We start from the raw sequence: 23,497 nt of genomic DNA on the forward strand, positions 1-23,497 counted from the left end.
CTATGCTGAACTTACCTATCCTGAATGTACAGCTCCGCACTTGCCACGCAGATTGGCAACAGATGACACCTACGGAACAAGGTCGTCACTGCGCCGTGTGCCAGCGCACGGTTATCGACTTTACCGCCGCCGCTCAAGCTGACCTAGAAAATGCCCGCGCCGCCGCGCCGGATGGCCGCGTGTGCGGTCGGTTTCGGGCGGAGCAGCTGGCCGCACCACCGAAGCTGCGGCTCCGGCTGCGGCGGTTTCTGGTAGCGCTGGTGCTGGTGTGCGGGCTGGGACTGTCGGCGCGGGAAGCGGTGGCGCAAGTGAAGCCGGTGCTGCGGGATAATGCTGCTATGAATTCTACGATGGACGAGGTATGGTTAGCTCCCTTGGTCCAGGCGGATGAGCTAAGACAGGCAGCTAGTAAGCCCGCCGAGAAGACGTTTCTAGGGTATATAGAGCAAATGCCTGTCTTTAGAGGAGGAATGGAAAGGCTGCCAGAAATTATCCGTCAAAACAACCACTTTCCGGTTGGCATAGATTCTATAAAAGGGAAGGTATTCGTCTCCTTTACCATCAACGAACAAGGCCGCGTCGTCAAACCTGTAATAACCAAAGGCCTGCACCCGAAACTGGATGCCGAAGCGTTGCGACTGGTGCAACTGCTGGATGGCGAGTGGTCGGCAGGCAGCCAGAACGGCCGGCCGGTTCCGGTGCAGTTCACGCTGCCCATCATCTTTGACTCAACGCCAGGGAACCCTGTACTATCCGGGAAGAAATCAGCTAAACGCGCCCGACGGTAGCCTTCTACCCAAAACCTTTCTATTTTACCCGCCCCATCAGTCATCTAACCTCCGCGCCCGCCCATGATTTTCACGCCCAGCCCCATGTTGCTCAAGCTGCTTTACACCCGCGGCAGCCTCCACAACACCCCCGAAGGCGTGGCCTTCAGCATCAAAAACCGCCTCGATACGGTGCGCATCACCCGCATCGACCATGTGCAGGTTGACGGCGTGAAGATTGGGGTGGAGCAGATTGCGCTGGACCTGGGTGAGGGCGACGTGCGGCCCGCCACTACCTTCAACGCCGACAGTGCCGGCTACACGCTGCCGGTGGGCCAGGCCGCCACGTTCCATCTGGCCACCGAGCACCTCAAAGAAGGTATTCACACGGTGCGGGTGCAGTTCTCAGCCGACCCATTCGGCGACCTGACCGTGGAGGTGGAAGACGCCATTGCCCAGCAGCACGAAAATAAAACCCGCATTCCGCGCCAGGACCAAGACGACTATTCCGAGGCCGCCATTCAGGCCCGGCAGCGCTTCGCCGAGGAGTTTTCGGGCCAGGAGTTCAAGCACCTCAAGCACTATTCCTTCGATGCCCACGATTTGCAGGGCAACTGCGAGCATTTCACGGGCGTGGCCCAGATTCCGGTAGGGCTGGCCGGCCCGCTGCGCGTGAACGGGGAGCACGCCCAGGGCGACTTCCTCATCCCCATGGCTACCACCGAGGGCACCCTGGTCGCCAGCTACAACCGCGGCATGCAGGTGCTCAACCTCTGCGGCGGCGTCAAGTGCACCGTCGTCGGCGACGCCATGCAGCGCGCCCCGGTGTTCGTGTTCGATGATGCCCGCGGCGCCCGGGACTTTGGCAAGTGGGTGGAAGCTGAAATCGATAAGATCCGGCCCGAGGCCGAAAGCACTTCCCGCGTAGCCAAGCTCCAGTACATCGACACGTACCTGAGCAACAAGTTCGCTTACCTGCGCTTCAACTTCTCTACCGGCGACGCCGCCGGCCAGAACATGGTAGGCCGCGCCACGTTTGCGGCCTGCTCCTGGATTCTGGAGAACTACAAGGGCGCACCCATCCGCCACTTCTACCTCGAATCCAACTTCGCCACCGACAAAAAGGCCTCGCAGATCAACGTGATGCGCACCCGCGGCAAGCGCGTGGTGGCCGAGGCTATAGTCAAGCGCGACGTGCTGCAGCAGCGCATGCGCGTGACGCCCGAGCAGCTGGCCTACCACGGGCAGGTAAGCAACGTGGGCGCGTTTATCTCCGGGGCTAACAACAACGGCGCGCATTCAGCCAACGGCATCACGGCCATGTTCATCGCCACCGGTCAGGACGTGGCCAACGTGTCGGAGTCGTCGGCGGGCATCCTGTACTCCGAAATCACGCCCGAGGGCGACCTGTACATCAGCATCACCATTCCTTCGCTCATCGTGGCTACCCACGGCGGCGGCACGGGCTTGGCTACCCAGAACGAGTGCCTGCGCATGCTGGGCTGCGTGGGCCGGGGCACCGTCAATAAATTCGCCGAGATAGTAGCTGGCGTGGTGCTGGCCGGGGAGCTGAGCCTGGGCTCCGCCATCAGCTCCTCCGACTGGGTGAGCAGCCACGAGCAGTACGGCCGCAACCGGTGAGATGGTGATTTAGCGACTCAGTAAGTTGACGTTCTATCCGCGCATGCGGCGCCAGCAAAACGACAGAACTTACTAAGTCGCTAAATCACCATCTCACCTTTACAGCGGGTCGGCGGTTACTTTGAAGCGGCTTTCCTCCTTCACCGTGATTTCGCGGGTGGTAGCCTGGCGCACGGAGGCTTCGGTGTAGAGCGTGTAGTTCGGGGCCTTGATGTACTTGTCCAGCTTGGCGTTGGTCGACTTCAGCTCGATGGTCGTGACGCCGCGCGGTACATCGTCCAGCTGGGCCATTACCACTTTGTCGTTCTGGTCGGTACCAATGGAGATTTTGATGCTCTTCAGAAAGTCGAAGTTCTCGGTGTCCGGGTCGGTGATGGTGAGCGTGAGCTTGCTCAGCGTTACGTCTTTCACCAGGTCGGCTTTCGTGTTGTTGTTGCTGAAGGACTCGGAGGCCTTGTTGGTCACGGGCACCGGTAGGGTCAGCGTCACGGGCAGGCCACCGGCCAGCGGCGTGGCCGGAATCTTGAAGTCCTGCGTGTCGGAAATTTCGAATGTGAGCAGGTCGTTGATTTTATCACAGCTGAATGTGATGAGGGCCAGCACCATTAGGAAGGCGGCCGAAGCAAAAGATTTTTTCATGGAGTTAAAAGCAAGTAAGGGGAAGCTAATAAACGCCGTTGCCGCTTATTTGGTACAGGTTATTCGAGAAAACCGTTAGTCCATCATATCTGCCGCGCGGGGCGCCTCGTGCACGAAGCCGGGGTTCCAACTCATGGGGTACTTTTCGTCGAGGTAGGGCAGGGCGGTTTCGGTGAGGTAGAGCGGGCGGAAGGTGTCTACCATCACGGCCAGCTCGTGGGTTTCCTTTTTGCCGATGCTGGCCTCTACAGTCCCTGGATGCGGACCGTGGGGCAGACCGCTGGGGTGCACCGTAAACGAGGCCAGGTCCACGCCCTTGCGCGACATGAAATTGCCGGCCACGTAGTACAGCACCTCGTCGGAGTCCACATTGGAGTGGTTGTAGGGCGCCGGAATGCTGAGCGGGTGGTAGTCGAACAAACGCGGCACAAAGGAGCAGATGACGAAGTTGTGCGCCTCAAAGTGCTGGTGTACGGGAGGCGGCTGGTGGATACGTCCCGTAATCGGCTCGAAGTCGTGGATGCTAGTAGCGTAAGGGAAGAAGTATCCGTCCCAGCCTACCACGTCGAAGGGTGAGTGGGCATACACCAGCTCGTGCAGAAAGCCTTCCTTCTTCACCTTCACCACGTACTCGCCCGACTCGCGCTCGGGGTCCTGCACCAGCTCGTGGGGCGGCCGGATGTCCCGCTCGCAGTAGGGCGAGTGTTCCAGCAGCTGCCCGAAGTGGTTGCGGTAGCGGCGGCAGGTTTCGACGGGGCTGAACGACTCGATAACGAGCAGGCGTACCGGGCCTTCCTCAAAGTGGAACTGGTGAATGATGGTGCGCGGAATCACCACGTAGTCGCCGGGCTCGAAGGCCACGATGCCCAGCTGGCTCCACAGCTCACCCCGGCCCTCGTGCACGAAAATCACCTCGTCGGCCAGGGCATTTTTGTAGTAGTAGTCCATACGCCGCTCCGTGGGGCTGCAGATACTCAGCATCACATCAGCGTTACCAAGCATGGTCTGGCGGGCCTGCAGGTAGTCGCCGCCGGTGCTGGTCTGGGCCAAGGTGCGCAGGTGACTGGGCTGCAGGGCCCGGTCTTTCAGCAGCCTGGGGGCGTAGGGTTGCGGTTCGCCCACGCGCCGGATTTCGGTGGGCGCGTGCTGATGGTAGAGGAGCGACGATACGCCCGAAAAGCCCAGCGTACCTACCAGCTGCTCGTGGTAGAGGGTGCCGTCGGGCTGGCGGAACTGGGTGTGGCGCTTGCGCGGAATCTGGCCAAGGCGGTGATAGTAAGGCATAGCGGGCGGGTGGGATGGGTGCGAAAATTAGTGCCTAAATATACGGGCCCGCCCGCATCCCGGCGGCCCTCACTGCTTGCTCCTCCAGGTCGACGCTGAATACCTCAGTAAAAAGCCCCATCCGGCCAAAGCAGGATGAGGCTTCTGAGACAAAGAAAAAGCCGCCGTTAGTTTCCCGACAGATCCTGGGCTAGGAGGGCACGGCCGTCGGCTACGGCTTTCAAGGCCGCTTGCAGTTCGGCGTCGCGGCTGTTGAGCACCTGGTAATAAGCGGTTTTGCCGTAGGCGCTGCGGGCTATATGAGCTTTCAGTTGGTTGCTCAGCAGCGGGGCACACTGCCGCAGGGCTGTTTCGTCCAGCGCAATACCATCCTGCTCGGCCCGGTCGGCCAGCTCGGCCAGCTGCGCCGGGCTGATCTGAAACGACTCCTGAAACTGCTCAAAGCGGAGGGCCTCCAGCTCGGCCTTATGGCTTTGGAAGAATTGCAGGGCGTACTCGCGCACCAGATTCTGGCTTTGCAGGCGGGCGTAGTACGGGGCCAGCGTGGCCTGGTCGCGGGCCACAAATACGTCGGGAGAAATGCCGCCGCCGCCGTACACCACGCGGCCGTGGGCGGTGTGGTAGCGCAGGGCGTCATCCACGTGGATGCTGTCGGCGTGCTGCAGCTCGCCCTGGCGCTGGCGGTTGCGCAGCTCCTGGGAGTAGGCCGCCGGGCCCTCGGCGTACGATTTCTGAATACAGCGCCCCGAAGGCGTGTAGTAGCGCGCAATGGTCAGCCGCAGCTCCGAGCCGTCGTTGAGGACCACCGGCTGCTGCACCAGGCCTTTGCCAAAGGTGCGGCGGCCCACCAGCAGGGCGCGGTCGTGGTCCTGCAGGGCGCCGGCTACCACTTCGGCCGCCGAGGCGCTGCCCTCATCAATGAGCACCACCAGCTGGCCTTCCTCAAACTCGCCGTTCACGCGCGAAAACGTCTGGGTATCAAACTGGTCATCCTTGCCCTCGGTGTAAACCAGCTTGCGGGTACCGGCTATAAACTCGTCGGCGAGCTTGGTGGCCCGGTCGAGGTAGCCGCCGGGGTTGCCGCGCAAATCCAGCACCAGCTTGGTCATGCCCTGGCGGTTCAGGTCGCCGAGGGCCTGTTTGAACTCGTCGTAGGTGCCGCTGGCAAAGCGGCTGATTTTGATGTAACCGGTGGTTTCATTCAGCAGGTAGGCCGCGTCAACCGACGTGTTGGGAATGCGCTGGCGGGGCACGCTCAGCAGCAGGGGCTTGCTGCCGGGCCGCCGCAGCACCTGCAGCTGCACCCGGCTGCCGGCCGGGCCGCGCAGCTTGCCAAACATCTGCGTTATGGTGATGTGGCGCCCCGAAACCGGCTGGTTGTTGACGGCCAGAATACGGTCGCCGGGCTGCAGGCCGGCCTGCTCGGCGGGGCCGCCGCCCAGGGGCGCTATTACCGTCACGGTGTCGCGAAACAGGTTGAATTCTACCCCGATACCATCGTAGTCGCTCTGCAGAAAAGCCGCCGACTGCTCCCGCTCCCGCGCCGGAATAAAGGTGGAGTGTGGATCGAGGCGCTCCAGCATGCGCGCAATGGCGTAGTCCGACAGCGCCTCCACGTCCACGGAGTCCACGTACTCTTCGTCTACGTGGCTGAGCACCTCCTTGAAGCGCAGGTAGCCCCGGAGCGTGCCTTCAGGGTTCTGGCGGGAAGCCTGAAACCGCCCGGCTCCCAGCAGCACCCCACACATCAGCGTGGCCCCCAGTAGCAATGGCTGACGCCACCGCCCAAAAGCAGCCGATGCCGGTTTTGCAGATCCAGGAAAAACCACTTGAGTGAAACGAGTAAAAAGTCCTGCCATGTAAGCCAGTTGCGGGAAGCGGATAAGACTCAAAGCTACTGAAACTTTTCCGGGATTTGGCGCTTATATACGCCTTTTTGTATTTGCCATTCAATTAATACTATTCCATATGCTTTTCGCGCAACTATACTTACACATAGCTTTTGTATTCAGCTGCTTACCCTCTATTCAGAGCTACAATTACAACTCAGCAAGTTGTAGCGAATATGACTATTCCCATCATCTGGCACACGCATCCTGCTGACTTGCTGGTCTGGCGCGCGCGGAAGCACATTGGGCGCGGTTCGGGGGTGTGTCGTATCTTTGAGCTGATTTTCCGGCGGTAGTGCTGCCGCTTCTCCTTTCTTCCGCCGTTTTGCCCATGGGCCGCATTCTTGCTATTGACTATGGCCACAAACGCGTAGGGTTGGCCGTGACGGACCCGCTTCAGATCATAGCCACACCCCTGGAAACGGTGCACAGCCAGGAGTTGCTGGCCTACGTAAAGGCCTATCACCAGCGCGAGCCGCTGGCGGCGCTGGTAGTGGGTATGCCCCGCACACTCAGCAATGAGGCCACCGATGCCACCAGCGCCGCCGTGGGCCTGGTGCGCACGCTCCGCCGCGAATTGCCGGAAGTGCCCGTGCACGAAATCGACGAGCGGTTTACTACCCGGATGGCCCACGCGGCTTTGCTGGCGGGTGGCCTCTCCAAGAAAGACCGGCGCGACAAAGCCACCGTCGATAGGGTGTCGGCTACGCTCATTTTGCAATCTTTTCTGAATTCCCGATGATTTACCCTATTGTAGCCTTTGGCGACCCGGTGCTGAAAGCCCGCGCCAAGGATATTCCCGCTGACTTTTCGCCTGAGGAGCTAAAAAAGCTCATTGGCGACATGTACGACACCATGTACTACGCCCACGGCGTAGGCCTGGCCGCCCCCCAGATTGGCCGGAGCGTGCGCCTGTTCGTTATCGACTCGGCCCCCATGGTGGACGACGAAGATGAGGAAACCGGGGAGCCGAAGCCGGGGGCCGAAACCGGCATCAAGCGGGCCTTCATCAACCCGAAGATGGTAAGCGAAACCGGCGAGGAATGGGGCTTCGAGGAAGGCTGTTTGAGCATTCCGGGCGTGCGCGAAATGGTGTACCGCCACCCCACCATTGTGCTGCGCTACGAGGACGAAAACCGCCAGGCGCACGAGGAAACCTTCACGGGCATGACGGCCCGCGTGATTCAGCACGAGTACGACCATCTGGAAGGCGTGCTGTTTACGGATTACGTGTCGGGCCTGAAAAAGCAGCTGCTGAAAGGCAAGCTGGCCCGCATCAGCAAAGGTGACGTGAAGGCCGACTACCGGATGAAGTTTGCCGGCCAGGGCGGGCGGTAAGTTTCTGAGGGCGCGGCTTTTTCGGCAGCCCGATATTTTGCAGATTGCCTGGCTTCCACTCCCGGAGGCCAGGCTTTTTGTTTGCACGCCGTTTATATGATGCCGCGAAATTTTCGTCGTTGGGCAGTGCTGGCGCTGATGGTGCTGGGTCTGCTGCTGCCCCAGCGGCCGCAGGCCTGGGGCTTTTTCGGGCACCGCACCATCAACCGACTGGCTGTGTACACACTGCCACCCGAGCTGCTGGGCTTCTACAAAAGTAACATCGACTACCTCACCGAAAACGCCACCCGCCCCGACTCGCGCCGCTCCGTGGTGCCTGAGGAAGCCCCGCGCCACTACATCGACCTGGATGTGTACGGCGACAGCGCTGCCTACAAGCTCCCGCACAGCTACGCCGACGCCGTGGCCCGCTACAGCCTCGATACGCTCCAGCGCCACGGTATTGTGCCCTGGCACGTGGTGGTGATGAAAAACCGCCTTACCGAAGCTTTCCGCAGCCGCAACGCCGACCGGATTCTCAGCGTGTCGGCCGACCTGGGGCACTACGTGGCCGATGCCTGCGTGCCGCTGCATACCACCCACAACTACAACGGGCAGCTCACGGGGCAGCGCGGCATTCATGGCCTCTGGGAAAGCCGCCTGCCGGAGCTGCTGGCCTCGGGCTACGACTTTTTCACGGGACCGGCTCCCTACATCGAGCGGCCAACGGCTACTATCTGGGCCACCGTCACGCGCTCCAGCAACGCCGTTGATTCGGTGCTGCGCTTTGAGAAGGAGCTGACGGCTAAGTTTCCCGACGACAAAAAGTACACTTTTGAGCAGCGCGGCAACGCTACCGTGCGCACCTATTCCCGCGAGTTCAGCCGGGAGTACCACCAGCGCCTGAACGGGCAGGTGGAGCGGCAGATGCGCCTGGCCGTGCGGCTGGTGGGAGCCTTCTGGTACACAGCCTGGGTGGATGCCGGCCAGCCCGATTTGCGCAACATGCCCCGCACCGTCTCGGCCGACGAGCAGCAGCGCCTGGCCCGCGAAACCGAGCAGCTCCAGCAGGCACCCGCCACCAACGCCCCCGGCCACACGGACTAAGTAAACAGCTGTCTTTATCCCGTCTGGCTATGTTCTATCTTCACTGCCAATAAATCAATCCTGCTTTTTCTACTCTTAGCGCCTATCGATGGAACAGCACCCTTACCTCAGCCCCCAGAATTCCAGCGGCCGGCCGCCCAAAAACTGGTTGATTGAATCCATTCTGGTGACGGTCTTCTGCTTCCTACCGTGTGGGCTACTCGGCGTCATCAATGCCACGGAAGTAAATAGCCGCTGGGCCGCCGGCGACTACGAAGGGGCCCGCTCAGCGGCGGACAAAGCGGCACGCTGGACTAAAATCGGCTTTTTTATTTGGCTAATTATTTCGGCGGTCGGCTTGGCGTTTTTCCTGTATGTGCTCACCCAAAACGAATCATTCCGGCTGCTGCTTAATCCCCAATAACAGCGGGTAGCCGAAAGCTGCCCGGGCTGATTCCAAACTCGTGGTGGGTACTTACCTTAGTGCTATGAAAAGCCTGCTGACCCTGGTGCTGCTCTCGGTTTCCAACCTGTTTATGACGTTTGCCTGGTACGGGCACCTGCAGTTCAAGAAGCTGCCGTGGTTCAGCAAGCTGGGGCTGGTGGGCATTGTGCTGGTGAGCTGGGGACTGGCTTTCTTCGAGTATGTGTTTCAGGTGCCGGCTAACCGCATCGGATTTGAGGAGAATGGCGGCCCTTTCAGCCTGTTTCAGCTCAAAGTTATTCAGGAAGTGTTGTCCCTGACGGTGTTTACGCTGTGCGCGGTGTACGTCTTCAAAACCGAAAAGCTGGGCTGGAACCACCTGCTGGGTTTTGGGCTGCTGGTGGCCGCGGTGTACGTGATATTCCGGAAGTGGTGAAACCCGGCTCGACTATTATCGGGCCGCACGGCGGAAAAATGCTGGTTTTGCCCGGATAATTTCTATGTTTAACCCCGACAATCATTTTCTCCCCCTTTTTCTATTCTCTTTGCATGGAGCAGACCTACAATTCCACCATGAATACCTCGCCCGCGGGCGGCCCGCCACCCAAAAACTGGCTGGTAGAATCTATCCTGGTCACCATCTTCTGCTGCCTTCCCTTCGGAATTGTAGGCATCATCAACGCCGCCAATGTAAACTCCAGCATAGCCCGGGGTGACTACGCTGGGGCACTGGACGCTTCCCAGAAAGCCGGCAAATGGACGAAAATCGGGTTTTTCGTCGGGCTGGGAGGCATTGTACTGTACATCCTCTTCATGTTCGTGTTCGGTGGCTTGGCTATGATGAACGCCGCCTCTCAATAATCCGCTTTTCAGCGTGCCATTCACTTCCCGCAGCAGGGCCAGCGTACTGAGCCTCGGCATACTTGCCGGGCTGGCGCTGGCCCTGTTGTATTTCCGCCTCGACCCGGCCCACTACCCTTTTCCGCGCTGCCCCGTCAACTGGCTGACTGGCTGGTACTGCCCGGGCTGCGGCACGCAGCGGGCCTTGCACGCCTTGCTGCACGGGCAGCTGGTGCGGGCCGCCGGTCTCAACCTGCTGGCCGTAGCGTGCGTGCCGCTGCTGCTGCTGGGTGGCCTGCTCGAAGTCCAAGCCTTTCTGCGGCCGCAAAGCCGGCACGTCTCCTGGCTTTACCAACCCTGGCTGGGCTGGACGGTAGTTGGCAGTACCCTGTTATTTACAGCCCTGCGCAACACGCCTACTCCGCTGGGCTCGTGGCTGGCTCCGTAGGCGCCTGCCTATGGTCATAAAGACGCGCAGCCAACGTAAAACCCGCTTTTCGGGCTTGTATGCAAGGCTGAGCAAGCTCGTCTCTAAGACTGCTCTGCCTTTTTCTGAGTCTCCTCGGGGCTTGCTGGTTGCGGCTGATAAGATTGGCCTCTTCAACCTCTTGCAGGCGCTTGCGTAGGAAACGCGCTGCCCACCCCGGGCGGCTTCCCTTTCCTATGCCCAGAAAACTCTACTCCTGGCTGAGCGGCTTGCTCGTGCTGCTCTGCATTTCTACCACCCACGCGCAGAAAGTGGGCCTGGTGCTCAGCGGCGGCGGCGCCAAAGGGCTAGCCCACGTGGGCGTGCTGAAGGTGCTGGAGAAAAACCGCATCCCCATCGACTACATTGTGGGCACCAGCATGGGCGCCATTGTGGGCGCTATGTACGCCTCGGGCTACTCGCCGGAGGAAATTGAGAAGATTGTGCTTAGCCAAGCGTTTCAGGACTGGGTGGCCAACCGCCCGCTCAACGGCAAAGTCTACAACTACTTCGAAACCGACGACAGTCCCGCGGCCCTGCACCTGGGCCTGGCCATCGACAGCAAGTTCAAGACGCGCATCACGCCGCGCCTGATTAACGATGCCACCCTCAACTACCAGCTGGCCACTATGCTGGCCCCCGCCGGCGCCATTGCTGACTATGACTTCGACCGGCTGCTGGTGCCCTACCGGGCCGTGGCGTCCGAGGTGTTCACGCGTAAGCGCGTGGTGCAGCGCAGCGGCTCCCTGGCCGATGCCGTGCGCAACTCCATGGCTTTTCCGCTGGCGTTCCGCCCCATCCGGCAGACGGATGGCCGCTACCTCTTCGACGGGGCTGTAGTAGACAACTTCCCGACCGGCGTGATGAAGGAGGAATTCAAGCCCGATATTATGATTGGGGTGAACGTGGGCGACGTGGCCTACAAGCAGTACCCCAAGGATAAGGACGACCAGCTGCTGACCGGCACGCTCGTTTTCCTGGGCTCCAACGTGGCCGATACGCTGTCGGTAGGGCCCAACGGCATTTTCATTCAGCCCGAGCTGGAAGGCTATGGAGCTGGCGACTTCAACCGCGCCAAGAAGCTGGTGAACCTGGGGGAAACTGCTGCCGAAGCCAAGCTAGCTTTGATGCTGCGCCGCATTCCGCGCCGCGAGGATACGCTGGCCCTGCAGCAGCGCCGCCGGGCTTTTCAGGAACGCGCCCCCCGTCCCGATTTCAAGCAGGTGAACGTGCAGGGCCTGCCCACCGAGCAGCAGGCCTTTGTGCGGCGCTTTTTCCGGCGCACCGGCACCAGCTACACGCCCTCTGATATCGAGGAAGGCTATTTCACGTTGGTAGACAACGACTTTTTTTCCAACGTGTACCCGCGGGTGATGTACGACAAGGAGAAAAAAGGCTATGTGCTGAGCGTGGATGCTCGCCAGGCCAACAACCTCACCGCCGATCTGGGCGTGCTGCTTTCCACCCGCTCCATGAGCAACTTTTACCTGGGCGGCTCCTTCCGCTACCTCAACCGCTACCTCTACACGGTGCAGGCCAATGCTACTGTGGGGCGCTTCTACAACGGAGCCCACGCGGCATTCCGCGTCAGTGTGCCGGGCCGGTTTCCGCTCTACATCCAGCCCCAGCTTACGTTCAACAACTTCAACTACCAGGACACCGGGGGCCTGCTGGGTACCAACACCGAAACCACCCAGATTCAGCAGCGCGACCTGATAACCAACGTGCAGATTGGCATCAGCCCCAACTACCGCAGCCGCTACATCATCACGGCCGGAGCCTTCACCAACCGCGACCGGTTCGCTAATACCGACCAGCTTAGCTCCGACGCCAGCCTCGACCAGAGTAGCCTCAGCGGCTTCACGGTCGCGCTGCGCTTCGAGCGCAACTCCCAGAACCGCCGCCAGTATGCGACCAGCGGCCGCCGCGTGGAGTTTGGCCTGCGGGGAGTATCGGGGGTGGAAAACTACGACCCCGGCACCACGGCCATCGACATAGAGGGCCGCAAGAAGAATCACCAGTGGCTGCGGGGCAGTGCATTTATTGAGCAGTTTTTCACGCTGAATAAAGCCGATACCGTAGGCGCCCGCACTAAGTCCTGGGGCTTCACCACCGAGCTGGTAGCTACCTCCCAGGGGCGCTTTGCCACCTACCGCTCCTCGCTCACCGCTTCGCCCGCTTTCCTGCCCCTGCCCGACTCCCGCACCCTGTTCCTGGACCGCTACCGGGGCACGGCCTACGCCGCCGGTGGACTGCACTACGTGCAGGCGCTGTTTGGGCCCGTGGAGTGGCGGACGTCGGTATACGCGCACGTGCTGGTGCGCCCCTGGGGCCGCGACCCTAACAACACTTTGCTTGCCAAACGCGAGAACACCATTTCCCGGCCCTACCTCACGGCCATGACGGGCCTTACTTACCAAACGCCGGTAGGACCGGCGTCGCTGCAGTTTATCACCTACGATGAGCGGGAGCACCGCTTCGGCGTGTTTGCCCACATCGGCTACGTACTGTTCCGCGACCGGTCGTTGGATTAAGTTATCCGTTGCCCGTCGCCAGGGCAATCCTGATTAGCTGAAATGAGTAACTGACAACGGGCAATAGAGAATCGACTTACTCTGGGTGCTGCGTAGGATAGTGCGGAGGCTCCTCCCCCATCGTGTGAGGCGAGGCGGGACTGGGGCCACAGCCGGCCAGCACGGCGCATTCCAGGTCTTCACCGTGATACAGGTACCGGAAGAGCACCGTAGCCAGCCACATGGCCAGCGGCGGCGCCACCCAATACAGCCACAGCCCCTGGTAGCTGCCGGCGGCCAGCGCCGTGCCTAGGGAGCGGGCCGGATTCAGGCTCATGCCCGAATAGGGCGCCTCGACCACAATGTATACAGCCAGCAGCAGCCCCATCACCACGCCCGTCCAGCGCTTGAGCCGGCGCGAATGCAGCGCCACCAGCAGCACTACCATCAGCAGAAACGAAATACCAAACTCCGCCCAAAACGCTACCAACGGCCCCTGTGGCCCCGGCTCAGTAACGGTGAAGTTCACGGCCGGGTGAGCATACCAGTGGCCCATAGTCCCGCGCAGCAGCTGCGCGGCTCCTATAGCCCCCGTCAGCTGAGCCAATACATACCACACGGCATCAGAGGTACGCAGCTTGCCCAGCTGCCAGAAAGCCAGCGTCACGGCGGGGTTGATGTGGGCGCCGGAGCGTTTGCCCCAGGGGCTGTACACGATACCCATAATCACCAGCGCCATGCCCAGGCCCATCAGGGCGCGGCGCGCCACCGGCTGCGCGGGCAGCCACGGCGCCAGCGGCGACGCGGGATGCTCCAGCAGCACCGTCAGCAAACCCGCGCATAGCACGAAGCAGGCCAGCCCCGCCGCCTCGGCCAGGTAATAGGGCCAGTGACGACGGAAAGCAACGCGCAGATGGGCCGCAAATGGCATAGGCACCTGATTCGGGAAAGCAGCCTTATACAACGCGCCGCCGGATGACCGGTTGCTACGGTTGAGCTACCTGCCCGGCCCGAGAGCTGCTACGGCTGCACCAGAATCAGGGCTGAGGAGGCGGGCACTTCTACCGTCGCACTCGCCCCGGCGACTTCCAGCGGCCGGATGCCTTTCGGGTTGATTTCGTCGCCGGCCAGCACCACGGAGTACTTGCCTCCGGGCACAGGCAGGGTAGCCGGTTGGCGGTTGCCGTTGAAAAGCACCGTAATCGTGTTCCACTCATCGCCGCCGGCGTGGTCTTTCAGGCGGTAGCCGATGGTATTGGCCGGCACGTTGGGCAGGAATTCCAAATGCTCCTGAATGGCAGCCTGCGAAGGTAGGCGAAAGGCCGGGTGGGCGCGGCGTAGGGCAATCAGCTGGCGGTAGAACTCGAACACCCGCGCGTATTGGGCTTTGCGGCCCCAGTCCAGCTGATTCACGGCGTCGGGCTCATTGAAGGAGTTGTGCGAGCCGCCCTTGGTGCGCAGAAACTCGTCGCCGATGGGCAAAAACGGCACGCCCTGCGACGTAAACACGATGACGTTGCTAAGCAAATCCATCTTCACGCGCTCCGCCTCCGGCACGCCGGGGTTGGCGGCGGCCAGCTTGTCCCAGAGCACCATATCGTCGTGGCAGGCCACGTAGTTGATGGTTTGGGCCGGAGAATTGGCCCAGGGTGCTTTGGAGTAGTTCACCTTGGTATAGTCGAGCTGCGGGTGCCGGGTGGCGGCCACGATGCCGAACTTCACACTTTCTTCCAGGCCCGGCTGGCCGCTGGCAAAGCCCGGCTCGGTCTGGCGGGCGAAGTGGCCCTTCACGCCGTCGCGCAGCTCATCGGAGAAGGCAGCTATGCGGTCCAGCTTGCCCACGTTGGCTTTCAGGGCCCGCTCGGCGTCGGGCACGGGCGAGCTGCCAGCCGTCCACCCTTCCCCGTACACAAAGATGGAGTGGTCGATTTCATCCAGGGCCACCCGCACGGACCGCATGGTGCGCAAATCCAGCACGCCCATCAGGTCAAACCGAAACCCATCCACGTGGTAGTGCCGCGCCCAGTACGCCACCGACTCCACGATGAGCTTGCGCACCATGGGCCGCTCGGAGGCCACTTCGTTGCCGCAGGCCGCTGCGTCGGACAGTGAGCCATCGGCGCGGTGACGGTAGTAGTAGCCGGGCACCAGCTGCTCGAAGGATGAGCGCGCCGCGTCGGCGGTGTGGTTGTACACCACGTCCAGCACCAGGCGCAGGCCGCGGCGGTGCAGCTTCTGCACCACCTGTTTCAGCTCCAGGATGCGGGCAACGGGGTCGGCAGGGTCGGAAGAGTAGGAGCCCTCAGGCACGGTGTAGTGCAGCGGGTCGTAGCCCCAGTTAAAGCGGTTGGCCGCCAGCTGGCTTTCGTCGATGGAAGCAAAGTCGTTGGTGGGCAGCAGGTGCAGGTGCGTAATGCCCAGCTCCGAAAGGTGGTCGAGACCGGTTTTCACCCCACCGGGGCCCGTGGTTCCCAGCTCCGCCAGCGCCAGGTACTTGCCCTTGTTGCGCAGGCCCGACTCCGGGTGCATGGATACGTCGCGCACGTGCATTTCCCCAATCACCACATCGGTAGGCTGGCGCAGCTTGGGGCGAAGGTCGTCGTCCCACTCGGCGGGACTCACGGTGGCGGGGTCGAGCAGGGCGCCGCGCTTTCCATTCAATCCTACAGCGTGCACGTAGGGGTCAGGCACTTCGGCCAGCTGCCGGCCCTGGATAGTGGCCTGCACCACATAAAAGCGGCCCGCCGGGTGAGCCGGCAGCGTGTACGTCCAGGTGCCGCCGGCCGCTTTCTGCATGGGATACTCGGCCACTGGCTCGCCGCCCGTGCCTGCGGCGTAGAGCTTGAGCTGGAGCTTTTCTGCGGTAGGCGCCCACACCCGCAGCCGCGCCTGCCCGCGCACAAAGGTCAGGCCCAAGTCAGGGCCGTCATAAGTGGGAAGGGCAGCGTAGGAATCGATGGGTAGGGCGGTGCGGCAGGTGCTGAGCGAGCCTAAGGACAACAGAAGGAGGCAAATCGAGCGGAACTTCATAGCAAACAAAAAGTGGCTGACGAAGGTCGGCTTTTCGCGCTGCTATTCCATGCGCCGACGGCACCTATTCCAGTCCTTGGGCAAACGCGCGCAGCAACCGGGCTACCTCATCAGGAGCCTCATACGGCAGCAAATGCCCCGCCCCGCTGATAATTTCCAGGTGCGTAGCGGCCGGCAGCAGAGGCAGCGTCTCCAGCCCGTGCACCGACGGCGACATCACCGCATCGGCATCACCCGCCAGAATCGTGCAGGGCACATTGATGGCCCACAGCCGGTCGGCAATATTCTCGCGGCTCCCGTGTAGCAGCCACGCCTCCCAAGCCTCCTGACTACTGCGGAGGTTGTCGGTTACTATTTGCTGCTGCCACGCCTGAGGCAACGGGCGGGCGGTAATCTTGCGCAGTGTGTTTTCGGCGGCGGCCTTCTGGCCCCAGGCCCGCATACTGGCTTGTCGGTCCTTATCGGTCATGGGCTCTGGCGTAGGGGGCGAAGGGCTGAGCAGCGCCACGCCAGCCAACCCGGGAAGGCGCCGTGCGGCCAGGGCCAGGGCTATTTTTCCGCCCATGCTGTGGCCCACCAGCACGTAGCGCCCTACAGGCTGCTGTTGGATAAATAGAGCTACCTCGTCGGCGTAGTTATCCACGGAGTAACCGACGCGCGGAGCCGGGGCCGTGCCAAAGCCCCCAAGGTCAGGAGTAAGAAAGGCATATTCGGAGCCAAGGACATCAGCAACTGGCCGAAAGGCATGACCGGCGCCAGCCCAGTAATGCAGGCCAATAAAGGAGAGTGCGTGCGACATAACTGCCTTGTACGGCAGAAGCCCTATACGTAGCCTCCTACTTTACCGGCAGCCCGTTGCTAAGTCGCCTGAAACTTCACTTATAGAGCATTTACCGCTTGCTGAGCCCGAAAAGTACGCGTAAATCCATCGAATACGTCTTCGCGGAGCACCAGCTCACCGTTCGATAGTTTCTCGATGATGTAGCGCATATCCGGCCGCGCCGCCCCTGGGTTGATGGTAATGATGTCGCGCTGGTCGTGGTACAACAGCGTGGTTTCGATGGCGCGGGCGTAGGTGGTGCGCCGGGTTTCCTGGCCGTTTACGTACTCTACTAGGGTGCCATCGGCTTTGAACTGCAAGGTAAGCTGGTAGCCCGGAGCGGGCGTCTGGCCCTGCCCGCTTAGTCCGCCTTCGTCGGCTACCCACACCCACTGCGTACGCAGGGCGGCGGGGTCTTCGTCGACCACCACGGCTGGGGCAAGGTCGGTTTTCTGGCAGTTGGCAGTGAGTGTGAGAAGCAGGCCGAATGCGGCGGTGCGCCAAAAGGTGTACATCGGGCAGGTAAGTTTGAGTTGGTAGAAAGGACGGAAAGATGCGCGAGCAGCAGCATCCGACTATAAGAGCATAACCAACGGCGGAGCGTTGCATGATCTGCTAAGGTTACGCTTTGCTCCGGCAACTTGATGACACAAAAAAGCCACCCGGCGTGTACCGGGTGGCTTTGCAGCAACAAGTCAGCTACACGTTACAGTGCCTTCTTGCGGGAGGCCTGGAACTTCTTGATCTGAGGGTCGATGATTTTCTTGTCGCCCACGACCACAATGGTCATGGCCTCGGGACGCACATACTTGCGGGCGGTTTCGCTCACTTGCTCAGGCGTCACAGCGTTGATGTTCTTTACCTGCTCGGTGAGGTAAGAATCAGGCAGGCCGTGCAGCTCCAGGGTGTTGAGCTGGCCGATGATGCCGCCGGGCGTGGAGTTGCGCAGCACAAACATGCCCGACTCGTAGTTCTGGATGCCTTTCAGCTCCTCGGCCGTGGGAGGAGTTTTCTGCAGGCGCTCAATCTCATACACAATTTCCTTAAGCGAGTTGCCGGTTTCCTGGGTGGTCACGTCGGCGTTCTGGCTCCAGTTGCCGGTGCGGTAGTGCGTTTCGAGGTAGCTGTAGGGCGAGTAGGTGTAGCCCTTGTCTTCCCGAATGTTGCGCGTGATGCGCGAGCCAAACGAGCCGCCCAGCAGGGAGTTCATCACCCGCGTCCGAATAAAGTCGGGGTGCGAGGGGTCCACAGTGGGCAGGCCGATGATGATGGTCGACTGCGGGGCGTTGGGCCGGTCGAGGGTGGTGATGTCGGGACGCGTCTGGGACTTGGCAATTTCGATGTGCGGGGCCGGGCCTTTGGGCATGCTCACCCAGGCTTTGGTAATGGCCTCGCGCACGGCGGCGTTGTCGAACTTGCCGGCTACAAACACGGCCGTGCGCTGGGCGCCGAACTGCGTCTGGTAGAAGTTCTTCACCTGCGCCAGCGTGAGGGCATCAATTTCGGCGTCGGAAGGAATGGGCCGGCCGTAGGGGTGCGTGCCGTAAAGCGCGGCTGTGAACTTCTGGCGGGCCTGGGTGCCGGGCTGGGCGCGGGCCAGGGCCATCTGGCGCTTGAAGTCGGCTTTCACGCGGGCAAACTCACTTTCGGGCAGCGTGGGGTGTAGCACCACATCGGCCAGCACCGCCGACAGCTCGGGGGCAAACTCGCTCAGGCAGGAAGCATAAATCTGGGTCTGGTCCATGCCCACCGACACGCTCAGGTCGCCACCCATGCGGGCTACCTTGTCGGCCAGCTGCTGGGCTGAGAGCGTGGCGGTGCCTTCGCTGAGCAGCTTGCCCAGCAAATCGGCTACACCTACCTGACCGGCTTCCTCGTGCACGTTGCCGGCCTGAATAGCCACCATCATCGTCACTTTGGGCACCTGGCCGTAAGGCACCAGCTTCGCCTTCAGCCCGTTGGAAAGCGTGAATTCTTCTTTAGCGGGCAGCGCGAAGTCGCGCGGGGTGCCGCCGGTAGGCGGGGTTTCGCGGGGCGTGGTGGCTACCGGCGCAGTCGCCGGAGTTGCCGCCGGTTTGGCGGGCGCCGCACCGGTAGTTTTGGTTTTGACCTTGACTTTCGTCTGGGCCAGGGCGGCCGGGGCGGCGGCCGAAGCCAGGGCCACGCAGAGCAGCCCGTTTACTAGGATTTTCATGGCGTGGTTAGGTTAGCTTTTGGCCAGCGGGTTAACGATGAGCAAGGTGCGGTTGGTAGGCCGCAGGTACTCCTGCACGGCGCGCTGCATCACAGCGGGGGTTACTTTGCGGAACTCCGCCTCCAGCTCGTTGATGCGGGCGGGGTTATTATCAAACAAGGCAAACGACGCCAGCATATCGGCCCGGCCGAAGCCGGAAAGCTGGTCGTAGAGGTTGGAGCGCAGCTTTACTACGGCCAGGTCCAGGGTATTTTGGTCGATACCATCCTTCGCCAAGCGGCTGATTTCCTGATCGAGCACACTCACCACGGAGTCGGATTTTACGGTGTTGTCGTACACCAGGTCGCCCATCCACAGCATGGGGCCGGAGTAGTTGAAGGCGTTGCCAAGGTAGTTGATGCCCCCGCTCACGTTGTCGGTGAGGCCGCGCTTCTGCACCATGGCCTGGTAGAGGCGGGAGTCCTTGCCCTGCAACATAATCTGGTCGAGCAGGATGAGGGCGTAGTACTCCGGCGTGTTGCGGTCGGGCATGTGGTAGGCGAAGGCCAGAGCCGGCTTGGTGGCCAGCTTGTCGTCCTTGGTGAAGCGCTGTTCCTTTTCCTGCCGGGGCTCCGTAATGTCGGGCTTGGGCGGCTGGGTAGCGGCCGGAATGTTGGCGAAGTACTTTTCTATCCAGGCTTTGGCCTCGGCGGGCTCAAAGTCGCCCGTAATGGCCAGGGCCGCGTTGTTGGGCGCGTAGTAGGTTTTGAAGAAGGCCTGCGCGTCGGGCAGGGTAGCGGCGTCCAGGTCCTTCAGGTCGCCGTAGAAGTTGTGGGCGTTGTTCCAGTTTTTGTTGGCGTACTGGGGCATATCCAGCCACGGGAAGCCGCCGTAGGGCTGGTTGAGCACGTTCACGCGCACCTCGTTTTTCACTACGCCCTGCTGGTTGGTCAGGCTGGCCTGGTTGATGGCAAGGCCGCGCATCCGGTCGGCTTCGGCCCAGAGCATAGTTTCGAGCTTATGGGCGGGCACTATCTCGAAGTAGTTGGTGAAGTCGAAGCGGGTAGAGCCGTTGAGCGTGCCGCCGTTTTTCTGCACTAGCTGGATGAACTCCATCTTGCCCAGGTTCTGGGAACCTTGGAACATGAGGTGCTCAAACAAGTGGGCGTAGCCCGTCCGGTCGCGGGGCTCGTTGCGGAAGCCTACGTTGTAGTAGGCCGCCACCGTAGCCGTGGGCGCGGTATGGTCGGGCGAGAGGACCACCTTCAGGCCGTTGGGCAAGGTGTAGTACTCCACCGGAATCTGGAACGATGAGGCCGCCGGAGCCGCTGGTGTAGCTGCCGCCACCGGCGTTGGAGCGGGGGTATTCACAACGGATGCAGCCTTGGGGCTGCACGCGCCCAGCACAGCCAGCAGGGCTGCCGTGCCCCATACCGACCCACGGTCGGATATGCGTGTTTTCATAGAAGAAAGGTTAGGGTGAACGATGCGTGGAAACTGGTCCTCAACCTACAAAATCTTCTACAAACGACCGGTAGTATCCTACCTGTTAGGGTCTACTTCTCCACTTTGAGCGTGGCGGGGCGGCCGGTTAGCTCAAACATTTCGCCGTGGGGCACCATGGTTATCTGCCCAAACTCCCGAATCATCATCTTGTAGCTCTCCCCCACCGGCCGGATTTTACGGTCGAGGTCGTAGAGGCCGCAGGGGTTCACGGAGAGGCGCTTTTCGGCCAGACTGATGTCCCAGTCGAGCTGATCCAGGAGGCTATACCACGTGAAGCCCACCACCGGCACGCCGTCCTGGCGGATGCGCTGCACGTTCACCCACTGCTTCCAGAGCCAGCACTCGGCATCTTTGGCGTTGAAGGTGTTGGTTTCGGTGTGCATGACGGGCTTGCGGTACCGCTCGTAGTACTGCTTGGTCATGGTGTACCAGCCCAGCACGTCCTCGGCCGCGCACCAGTTGCCATCGGGCTTGATAATCCGCTCATTGCGGCCGTAGTAGTCGTTGCCCATGATCTGGTAGCCGGGCGGCTCCCCGGCCATAAACCACTCCAGCTCGTCGCGTGTCAGGCCGTTGTCGAGGCAATAGAGCAGCACTTCCGAGTCGATAGTGTGGGCGTAGAGCAGGTCGAGGGAGAGAAACCGCAACTTGTTTTGCAACCGGATTTCGGGGCTTTGCACGGCGCGCATCTCGTGGATGTACTCCGCCGACTCACTTTGCACAATCACGCAGTCGGGCCGGTGCTTGGCTATCTGCTGGTTGCCCATGATGCTGGCCGCCGTAATGTGCTTCATAGCCGTGATGAAGGCGCGGTCGTCCTTGAGTTGCTCGTTCCAGATACCATCTTTTGCCGAGGCCCGGGCCGTCACGTAAATTTCGTTGACGGGCGTGTAGAACCGCACCCAGGGGTAGCGCCGGGCCACCGCCCCGCAGTACTCGGCGAAATGCACCGGCAGCTCGGGGTTCTGAAAGTTGCCCACCCAATCGGGCACGCCAAAGTGCATCAGATCCAGAATGGGCGTGATGCCCAGGCGCCGGATTTCGGCCATGGCCTTATCGGCAAACTCCCAGTCGAACTGGCCAGGAGCTTTATGGATAAGGTAATAGGGCAGATTGTAGCGCAACACCTTCAGGCCCAGCTCCCGCACCAGCGCCAAGTCCTCCTGGTAGCGATTGTAGTGGTCGGTTTCGGCCAGCAAGTCGCGTCGGATGGTGCCATTGGCAATAGTAGGATACGAGCATTCGATGCCGGTGGCAAACATAAAGTTGCCGGGCAAATTGGTGGGCAGCCCCGAGCCGTCGTGTCCTGCCGCCCCACCGTACTCGTCGCCCTCATAAGAGCCGTGGCCGAAGTGCTGCTTGATATGGGAAAGAAAGGATTTCATACTGGGGCTGTTAGCTACCGCAGGCTGGCCAGAAACTTGTCGGCGGTGCGCAGGCTGAGGGCCATGATGGTAAGGGCCGGATTAACGCTGAGGGCGCTAGGAAACACGGAGTTGTCGCAGATGTAGAGGTTGGGCACGTCGAAGGCCCGGCCATCGGAGTTAACTACCGCGTCGTCGCCACTCAGGCCCATGCGTGCCGTGCCTATCACGTGGGCGTACCGCTCGAAGGCCCAGATGTCGGTGGCCCCGGCGGCTTCCCAGATCTGGCGCATCAGCTGCTCGGCGTGGCGGTTCATGCGCTGCTCGTTTTCCTGGGCCGTGAAGTGCAGACGTGGCTTGGGCAAGCCGCGCGCATCTTTCTCCTCGCTAAGCTCTAGGAAGTTGGCTTTGTGCGGCAGGCAGTCACCCAGGATGTTGATGCCGGCCACGTGGTTGTAGTTGCGCATGTAGTCGCGCAGGGCCTGCCCCCAGAGCTTGCGCTGGCGCACCATCTGAGTGGCAAACGTGACGGGCATCACGCCGATGCTCTGTAGCAAGTAGCCGCCCGCGAAGTCGGCGTTTTTGGGCCGGTGGGTGTCTTCGGAAATCAAGCCGCCCGGAATGCCTTTATAGGGGCGAATGTCTTCCGGGAACGTGCCCCATACCTGCATGCCTGGGTGGGCCATGAAGTTCTTGCCCACGTGGCCGCTGCTGAGGGCCAGCTCGTTGAGCATGAGCAGGCGGGGCGTTTCTACGGCTCCGGCGCACAAAAACAGGTGGCGGCAAAGCTGGCGTACTGTCTGGCCGTGCTGCTCGTACACCACGCCCGTCACCCGGCCGGCGGCATCTCGCTCAATCTCCGTCACAAAGGCATCGGCCCTGATTTCGGCCCCATAGCTTTCGGCTAGGGGCAGAAAGGTGACGTCCATGCTGGCCTTGGCTCCGCGGTTGCAGCCGGCCTGGCAGAAGCCCCGGTTGGTGCAGGCTTCGCGCCAGCCTATTCCCTCCTGGTAATAGCGCGCCGACAGCGCCGCATTGGCCGCCGGTGAAGTCTGAATTCCTAGTTGTGCACAGGCCCGCTGCATGAGCTGGGCCGCGCCGTTCAGGGGAAGCGGCGCCAATGGGTAGCCTTTGCGGCGGCCCGGGTTCCAGGGGTACGGCGTAGGCCCGCTGATGCCCAGGAAGTGTTCCAGCTCCTCATAGTAAGGCTCCAGTTCCTCGATGCCAAACGGCCAGTCGACGCCCTGGCCGAAGTCGCGGTGCAGGGTGAGGTCGTCGGCGTGGGCGCGGGGCGTGTAGGCAGTATAGTGCAGGGTGGAGCCGCCCACGCCGGTCCCAGAGTTGTTTTTGCCGAAGGCCACCGGGTTCTGTCCTGCCGACAGCCGCTCGTCGTTCCAGAACAGGAAGTTTTGGGCTTTTTCGTCGGTGGCGTAGTCGCGGGTCGGGTCGCGGCGGGGTCCGGCTTCCAGGGCCACCACTTTTAGGCCCGCCATGGCGAGGCGCGCCAGCAGCGGGGCCCCGCCCGCACCCGTGCCAATCACCACGCAGTCTACTATCTCCGTTAACTCAGGCAGCGGCGCGGGCTGTTCCAGTTCAGTTGGAGCTGTGGCTGGGGCGGCTTCGTTTTCGGCCAGAATAGCCTGCAACAGCGGGTCCTGAATTTCCGGCTTCACCGGGTTCAAGACGCCTTCTTCCAGTACTTCTTCGTCGGGCATGAGGGGTTCAATTAGTACGTAGT

General features: G+C 61.6%; 21 protein-coding genes. 10 read left to right on the forward strand and 11 right to left on the reverse strand.

The annotated features are described in order from the left end of the window. Window positions 1-2: 2 nt before the first annotated feature. Entirely contained in the window at window positions 3-788 is a 786-nt protein-coding gene (locus I5L79_RS16515; protein ID WP_231403158.1) for an energy transducer TonB, read from the forward strand. Window positions 789-851: 63 nt separating this feature from the next. Then, a complete protein-coding gene (locus I5L79_RS16520) occupies window positions 852-2,408 on the forward strand; it encodes a hydroxymethylglutaryl-CoA reductase (RefSeq protein ID WP_196956179.1) in 1,557 nt (518 codons plus the stop codon). A gap of 99 nt (window positions 2,409-2,507) precedes the next feature. Here the strand turns inward: I5L79_RS16520 and I5L79_RS16525 are convergent, their stop codons facing one another. From I5L79_RS16525 to I5L79_RS16535, 3 genes are all read right to left on the reverse strand, one after another. After that, a complete protein-coding gene (locus I5L79_RS16525; protein ID WP_196956180.1) occupies window positions 2,508-3,047 on the reverse strand; it encodes a hypothetical protein in 540 nt (179 codons plus the stop codon). A gap of 75 nt (window positions 3,048-3,122) precedes the next feature. Next, window positions 3,123-4,331: a homogentisate 1,2-dioxygenase gene (locus I5L79_RS16530; RefSeq protein ID WP_196956181.1), complete on the reverse strand. Its 1,209-nt coding sequence runs from the start codon at window positions 4,329-4,331 to the stop codon at window positions 3,123-3,125. A 167-nt stretch (window positions 4,332-4,498) separates the two neighbouring features. Continuing rightward, a complete protein-coding gene (locus tag I5L79_RS16535) occupies window positions 4,499-6,100 on the reverse strand; it encodes a S41 family peptidase (protein WP_231403159.1) in 1,602 nt (533 codons plus the stop codon). A 451-nt stretch (window positions 6,101-6,551) separates the two neighbouring features. Between I5L79_RS16535 and ruvX the strand changes: the two genes are divergently transcribed. From ruvX to I5L79_RS16575, 8 genes are all read left to right on the forward strand, one after another. Beyond that, on the forward strand, window positions 6,552-6,962 hold the full coding sequence (gene ruvX / locus I5L79_RS16540) for a Holliday junction resolvase RuvX (RefSeq protein ID WP_196956183.1): 411 nt from the start codon (window positions 6,552-6,554) through the stop codon (window positions 6,960-6,962). Continuing rightward, window positions 6,959-7,558, forward strand: a complete 600-nt coding sequence (gene def / locus I5L79_RS16545; RefSeq protein WP_196956184.1) for a peptide deformylase — start codon at window positions 6,959-6,961, stop codon at window positions 7,556-7,558. The genes ruvX and def overlap by 4 nt, the downstream gene beginning before the upstream one ends. A gap of 96 nt (window positions 7,559-7,654) precedes the next feature. Continuing rightward, on the forward strand, window positions 7,655-8,644 hold the full coding sequence (locus tag I5L79_RS16550) for a zinc dependent phospholipase C family protein (RefSeq protein ID WP_231403160.1): 990 nt from the start codon (window positions 7,655-7,657) through the stop codon (window positions 8,642-8,644). Window positions 8,645-8,732: 88 nt separating this feature from the next. Continuing rightward, entirely contained in the window at window positions 8,733-9,047 is a 315-nt protein-coding gene (locus I5L79_RS16555) for a CD225/dispanin family protein (RefSeq protein ID WP_196956185.1), read from the forward strand. Window positions 9,048-9,111: 64 nt separating this feature from the next. Further along, the gene (locus tag I5L79_RS16560; protein ID WP_196956186.1) at window positions 9,112-9,483 is read left to right on the forward strand and encodes a DMT family protein; all 372 of its coding nucleotides are present in this window, start codon (window positions 9,112-9,114) and stop codon (window positions 9,481-9,483) included. A gap of 113 nt (window positions 9,484-9,596) precedes the next feature. Continuing rightward, window positions 9,597-9,908: a CD225/dispanin family protein gene (locus I5L79_RS16565; RefSeq protein ID WP_196956187.1), complete on the forward strand. Its 312-nt coding sequence runs from the start codon at window positions 9,597-9,599 to the stop codon at window positions 9,906-9,908. Window positions 9,909-9,921: 13 nt separating this feature from the next. Further along, on the forward strand, window positions 9,922-10,335 hold the full coding sequence (locus I5L79_RS23355; protein ID WP_196956188.1) for a DUF2752 domain-containing protein: 414 nt from the start codon (window positions 9,922-9,924) through the stop codon (window positions 10,333-10,335). Window positions 10,336-10,550: 215 nt separating this feature from the next. Next, on the forward strand, window positions 10,551-12,887 hold the full coding sequence (locus tag I5L79_RS16575) for a patatin-like phospholipase family protein (RefSeq protein WP_196956189.1): 2,337 nt from the start codon (window positions 10,551-10,553) through the stop codon (window positions 12,885-12,887). Window positions 12,888-12,963: 76 nt separating this feature from the next. Here I5L79_RS16575 and I5L79_RS16580 read toward each other — a convergent pair whose 3' ends face one another. The 8 genes from I5L79_RS16580 to I5L79_RS16615 form a co-directional block, all read right to left on the reverse strand. Next, window positions 12,964-13,797 carry an MIP/aquaporin family protein gene (locus tag I5L79_RS16580; RefSeq protein ID WP_196956190.1) on the reverse strand — a complete coding sequence of 278 codons (834 nt, stop codon included), beginning with the start codon at window positions 13,795-13,797 and terminating at the stop codon, window positions 12,964-12,966. 89 nt (window positions 13,798-13,886) lie between these two features. Then, entirely contained in the window at window positions 13,887-15,896 is a 2,010-nt protein-coding gene (gene pulA, locus I5L79_RS16585) for a type I pullulanase (protein ID WP_196956191.1), read from the reverse strand. A gap of 64 nt (window positions 15,897-15,960) precedes the next feature. After that, window positions 15,961-16,695 (reverse strand): alpha/beta fold hydrolase, encoded by a 735-nt coding sequence (locus I5L79_RS16590; RefSeq protein WP_196956192.1) that lies wholly within the window; start codon window positions 16,693-16,695, stop codon window positions 15,961-15,963. Between the two features lie 80 nt (window positions 16,696-16,775). Continuing rightward, window positions 16,776-17,231, reverse strand: a complete 456-nt coding sequence (locus I5L79_RS16595; protein ID WP_196956193.1) for a hypothetical protein — start codon at window positions 17,229-17,231, stop codon at window positions 16,776-16,778. A 191-nt stretch (window positions 17,232-17,422) separates the two neighbouring features. Then, window positions 17,423-18,910 carry a M16 family metallopeptidase gene (locus I5L79_RS16600; protein ID WP_196956194.1) on the reverse strand — a complete coding sequence of 496 codons (1,488 nt, stop codon included), beginning with the start codon at window positions 18,908-18,910 and terminating at the stop codon, window positions 17,423-17,425. A 12-nt stretch (window positions 18,911-18,922) separates the two neighbouring features. Further along, window positions 18,923-20,353: a M16 family metallopeptidase gene (locus I5L79_RS16605; protein ID WP_196956195.1), complete on the reverse strand. Its 1,431-nt coding sequence runs from the start codon at window positions 20,351-20,353 to the stop codon at window positions 18,923-18,925. A 92-nt stretch (window positions 20,354-20,445) separates the two neighbouring features. Next, a complete protein-coding gene (locus I5L79_RS16610; RefSeq protein ID WP_196956196.1) occupies window positions 20,446-21,780 on the reverse strand; it encodes a family 1 glycosylhydrolase in 1,335 nt (444 codons plus the stop codon). A gap of 14 nt (window positions 21,781-21,794) precedes the next feature. Further along, entirely contained in the window at window positions 21,795-23,474 is a 1,680-nt protein-coding gene (locus tag I5L79_RS16615; RefSeq protein ID WP_196956197.1) for a GMC family oxidoreductase, read from the reverse strand. Between the last annotated feature and the right edge of the window lie 23 nt (window positions 23,475-23,497).

It is taken from the genome of Hymenobacter guriensis (assembly GCF_015773195.1).
Classification (GTDB): domain Bacteria; phylum Bacteroidota; class Bacteroidia; order Cytophagales; family Hymenobacteraceae; genus Hymenobacter; species Hymenobacter guriensis.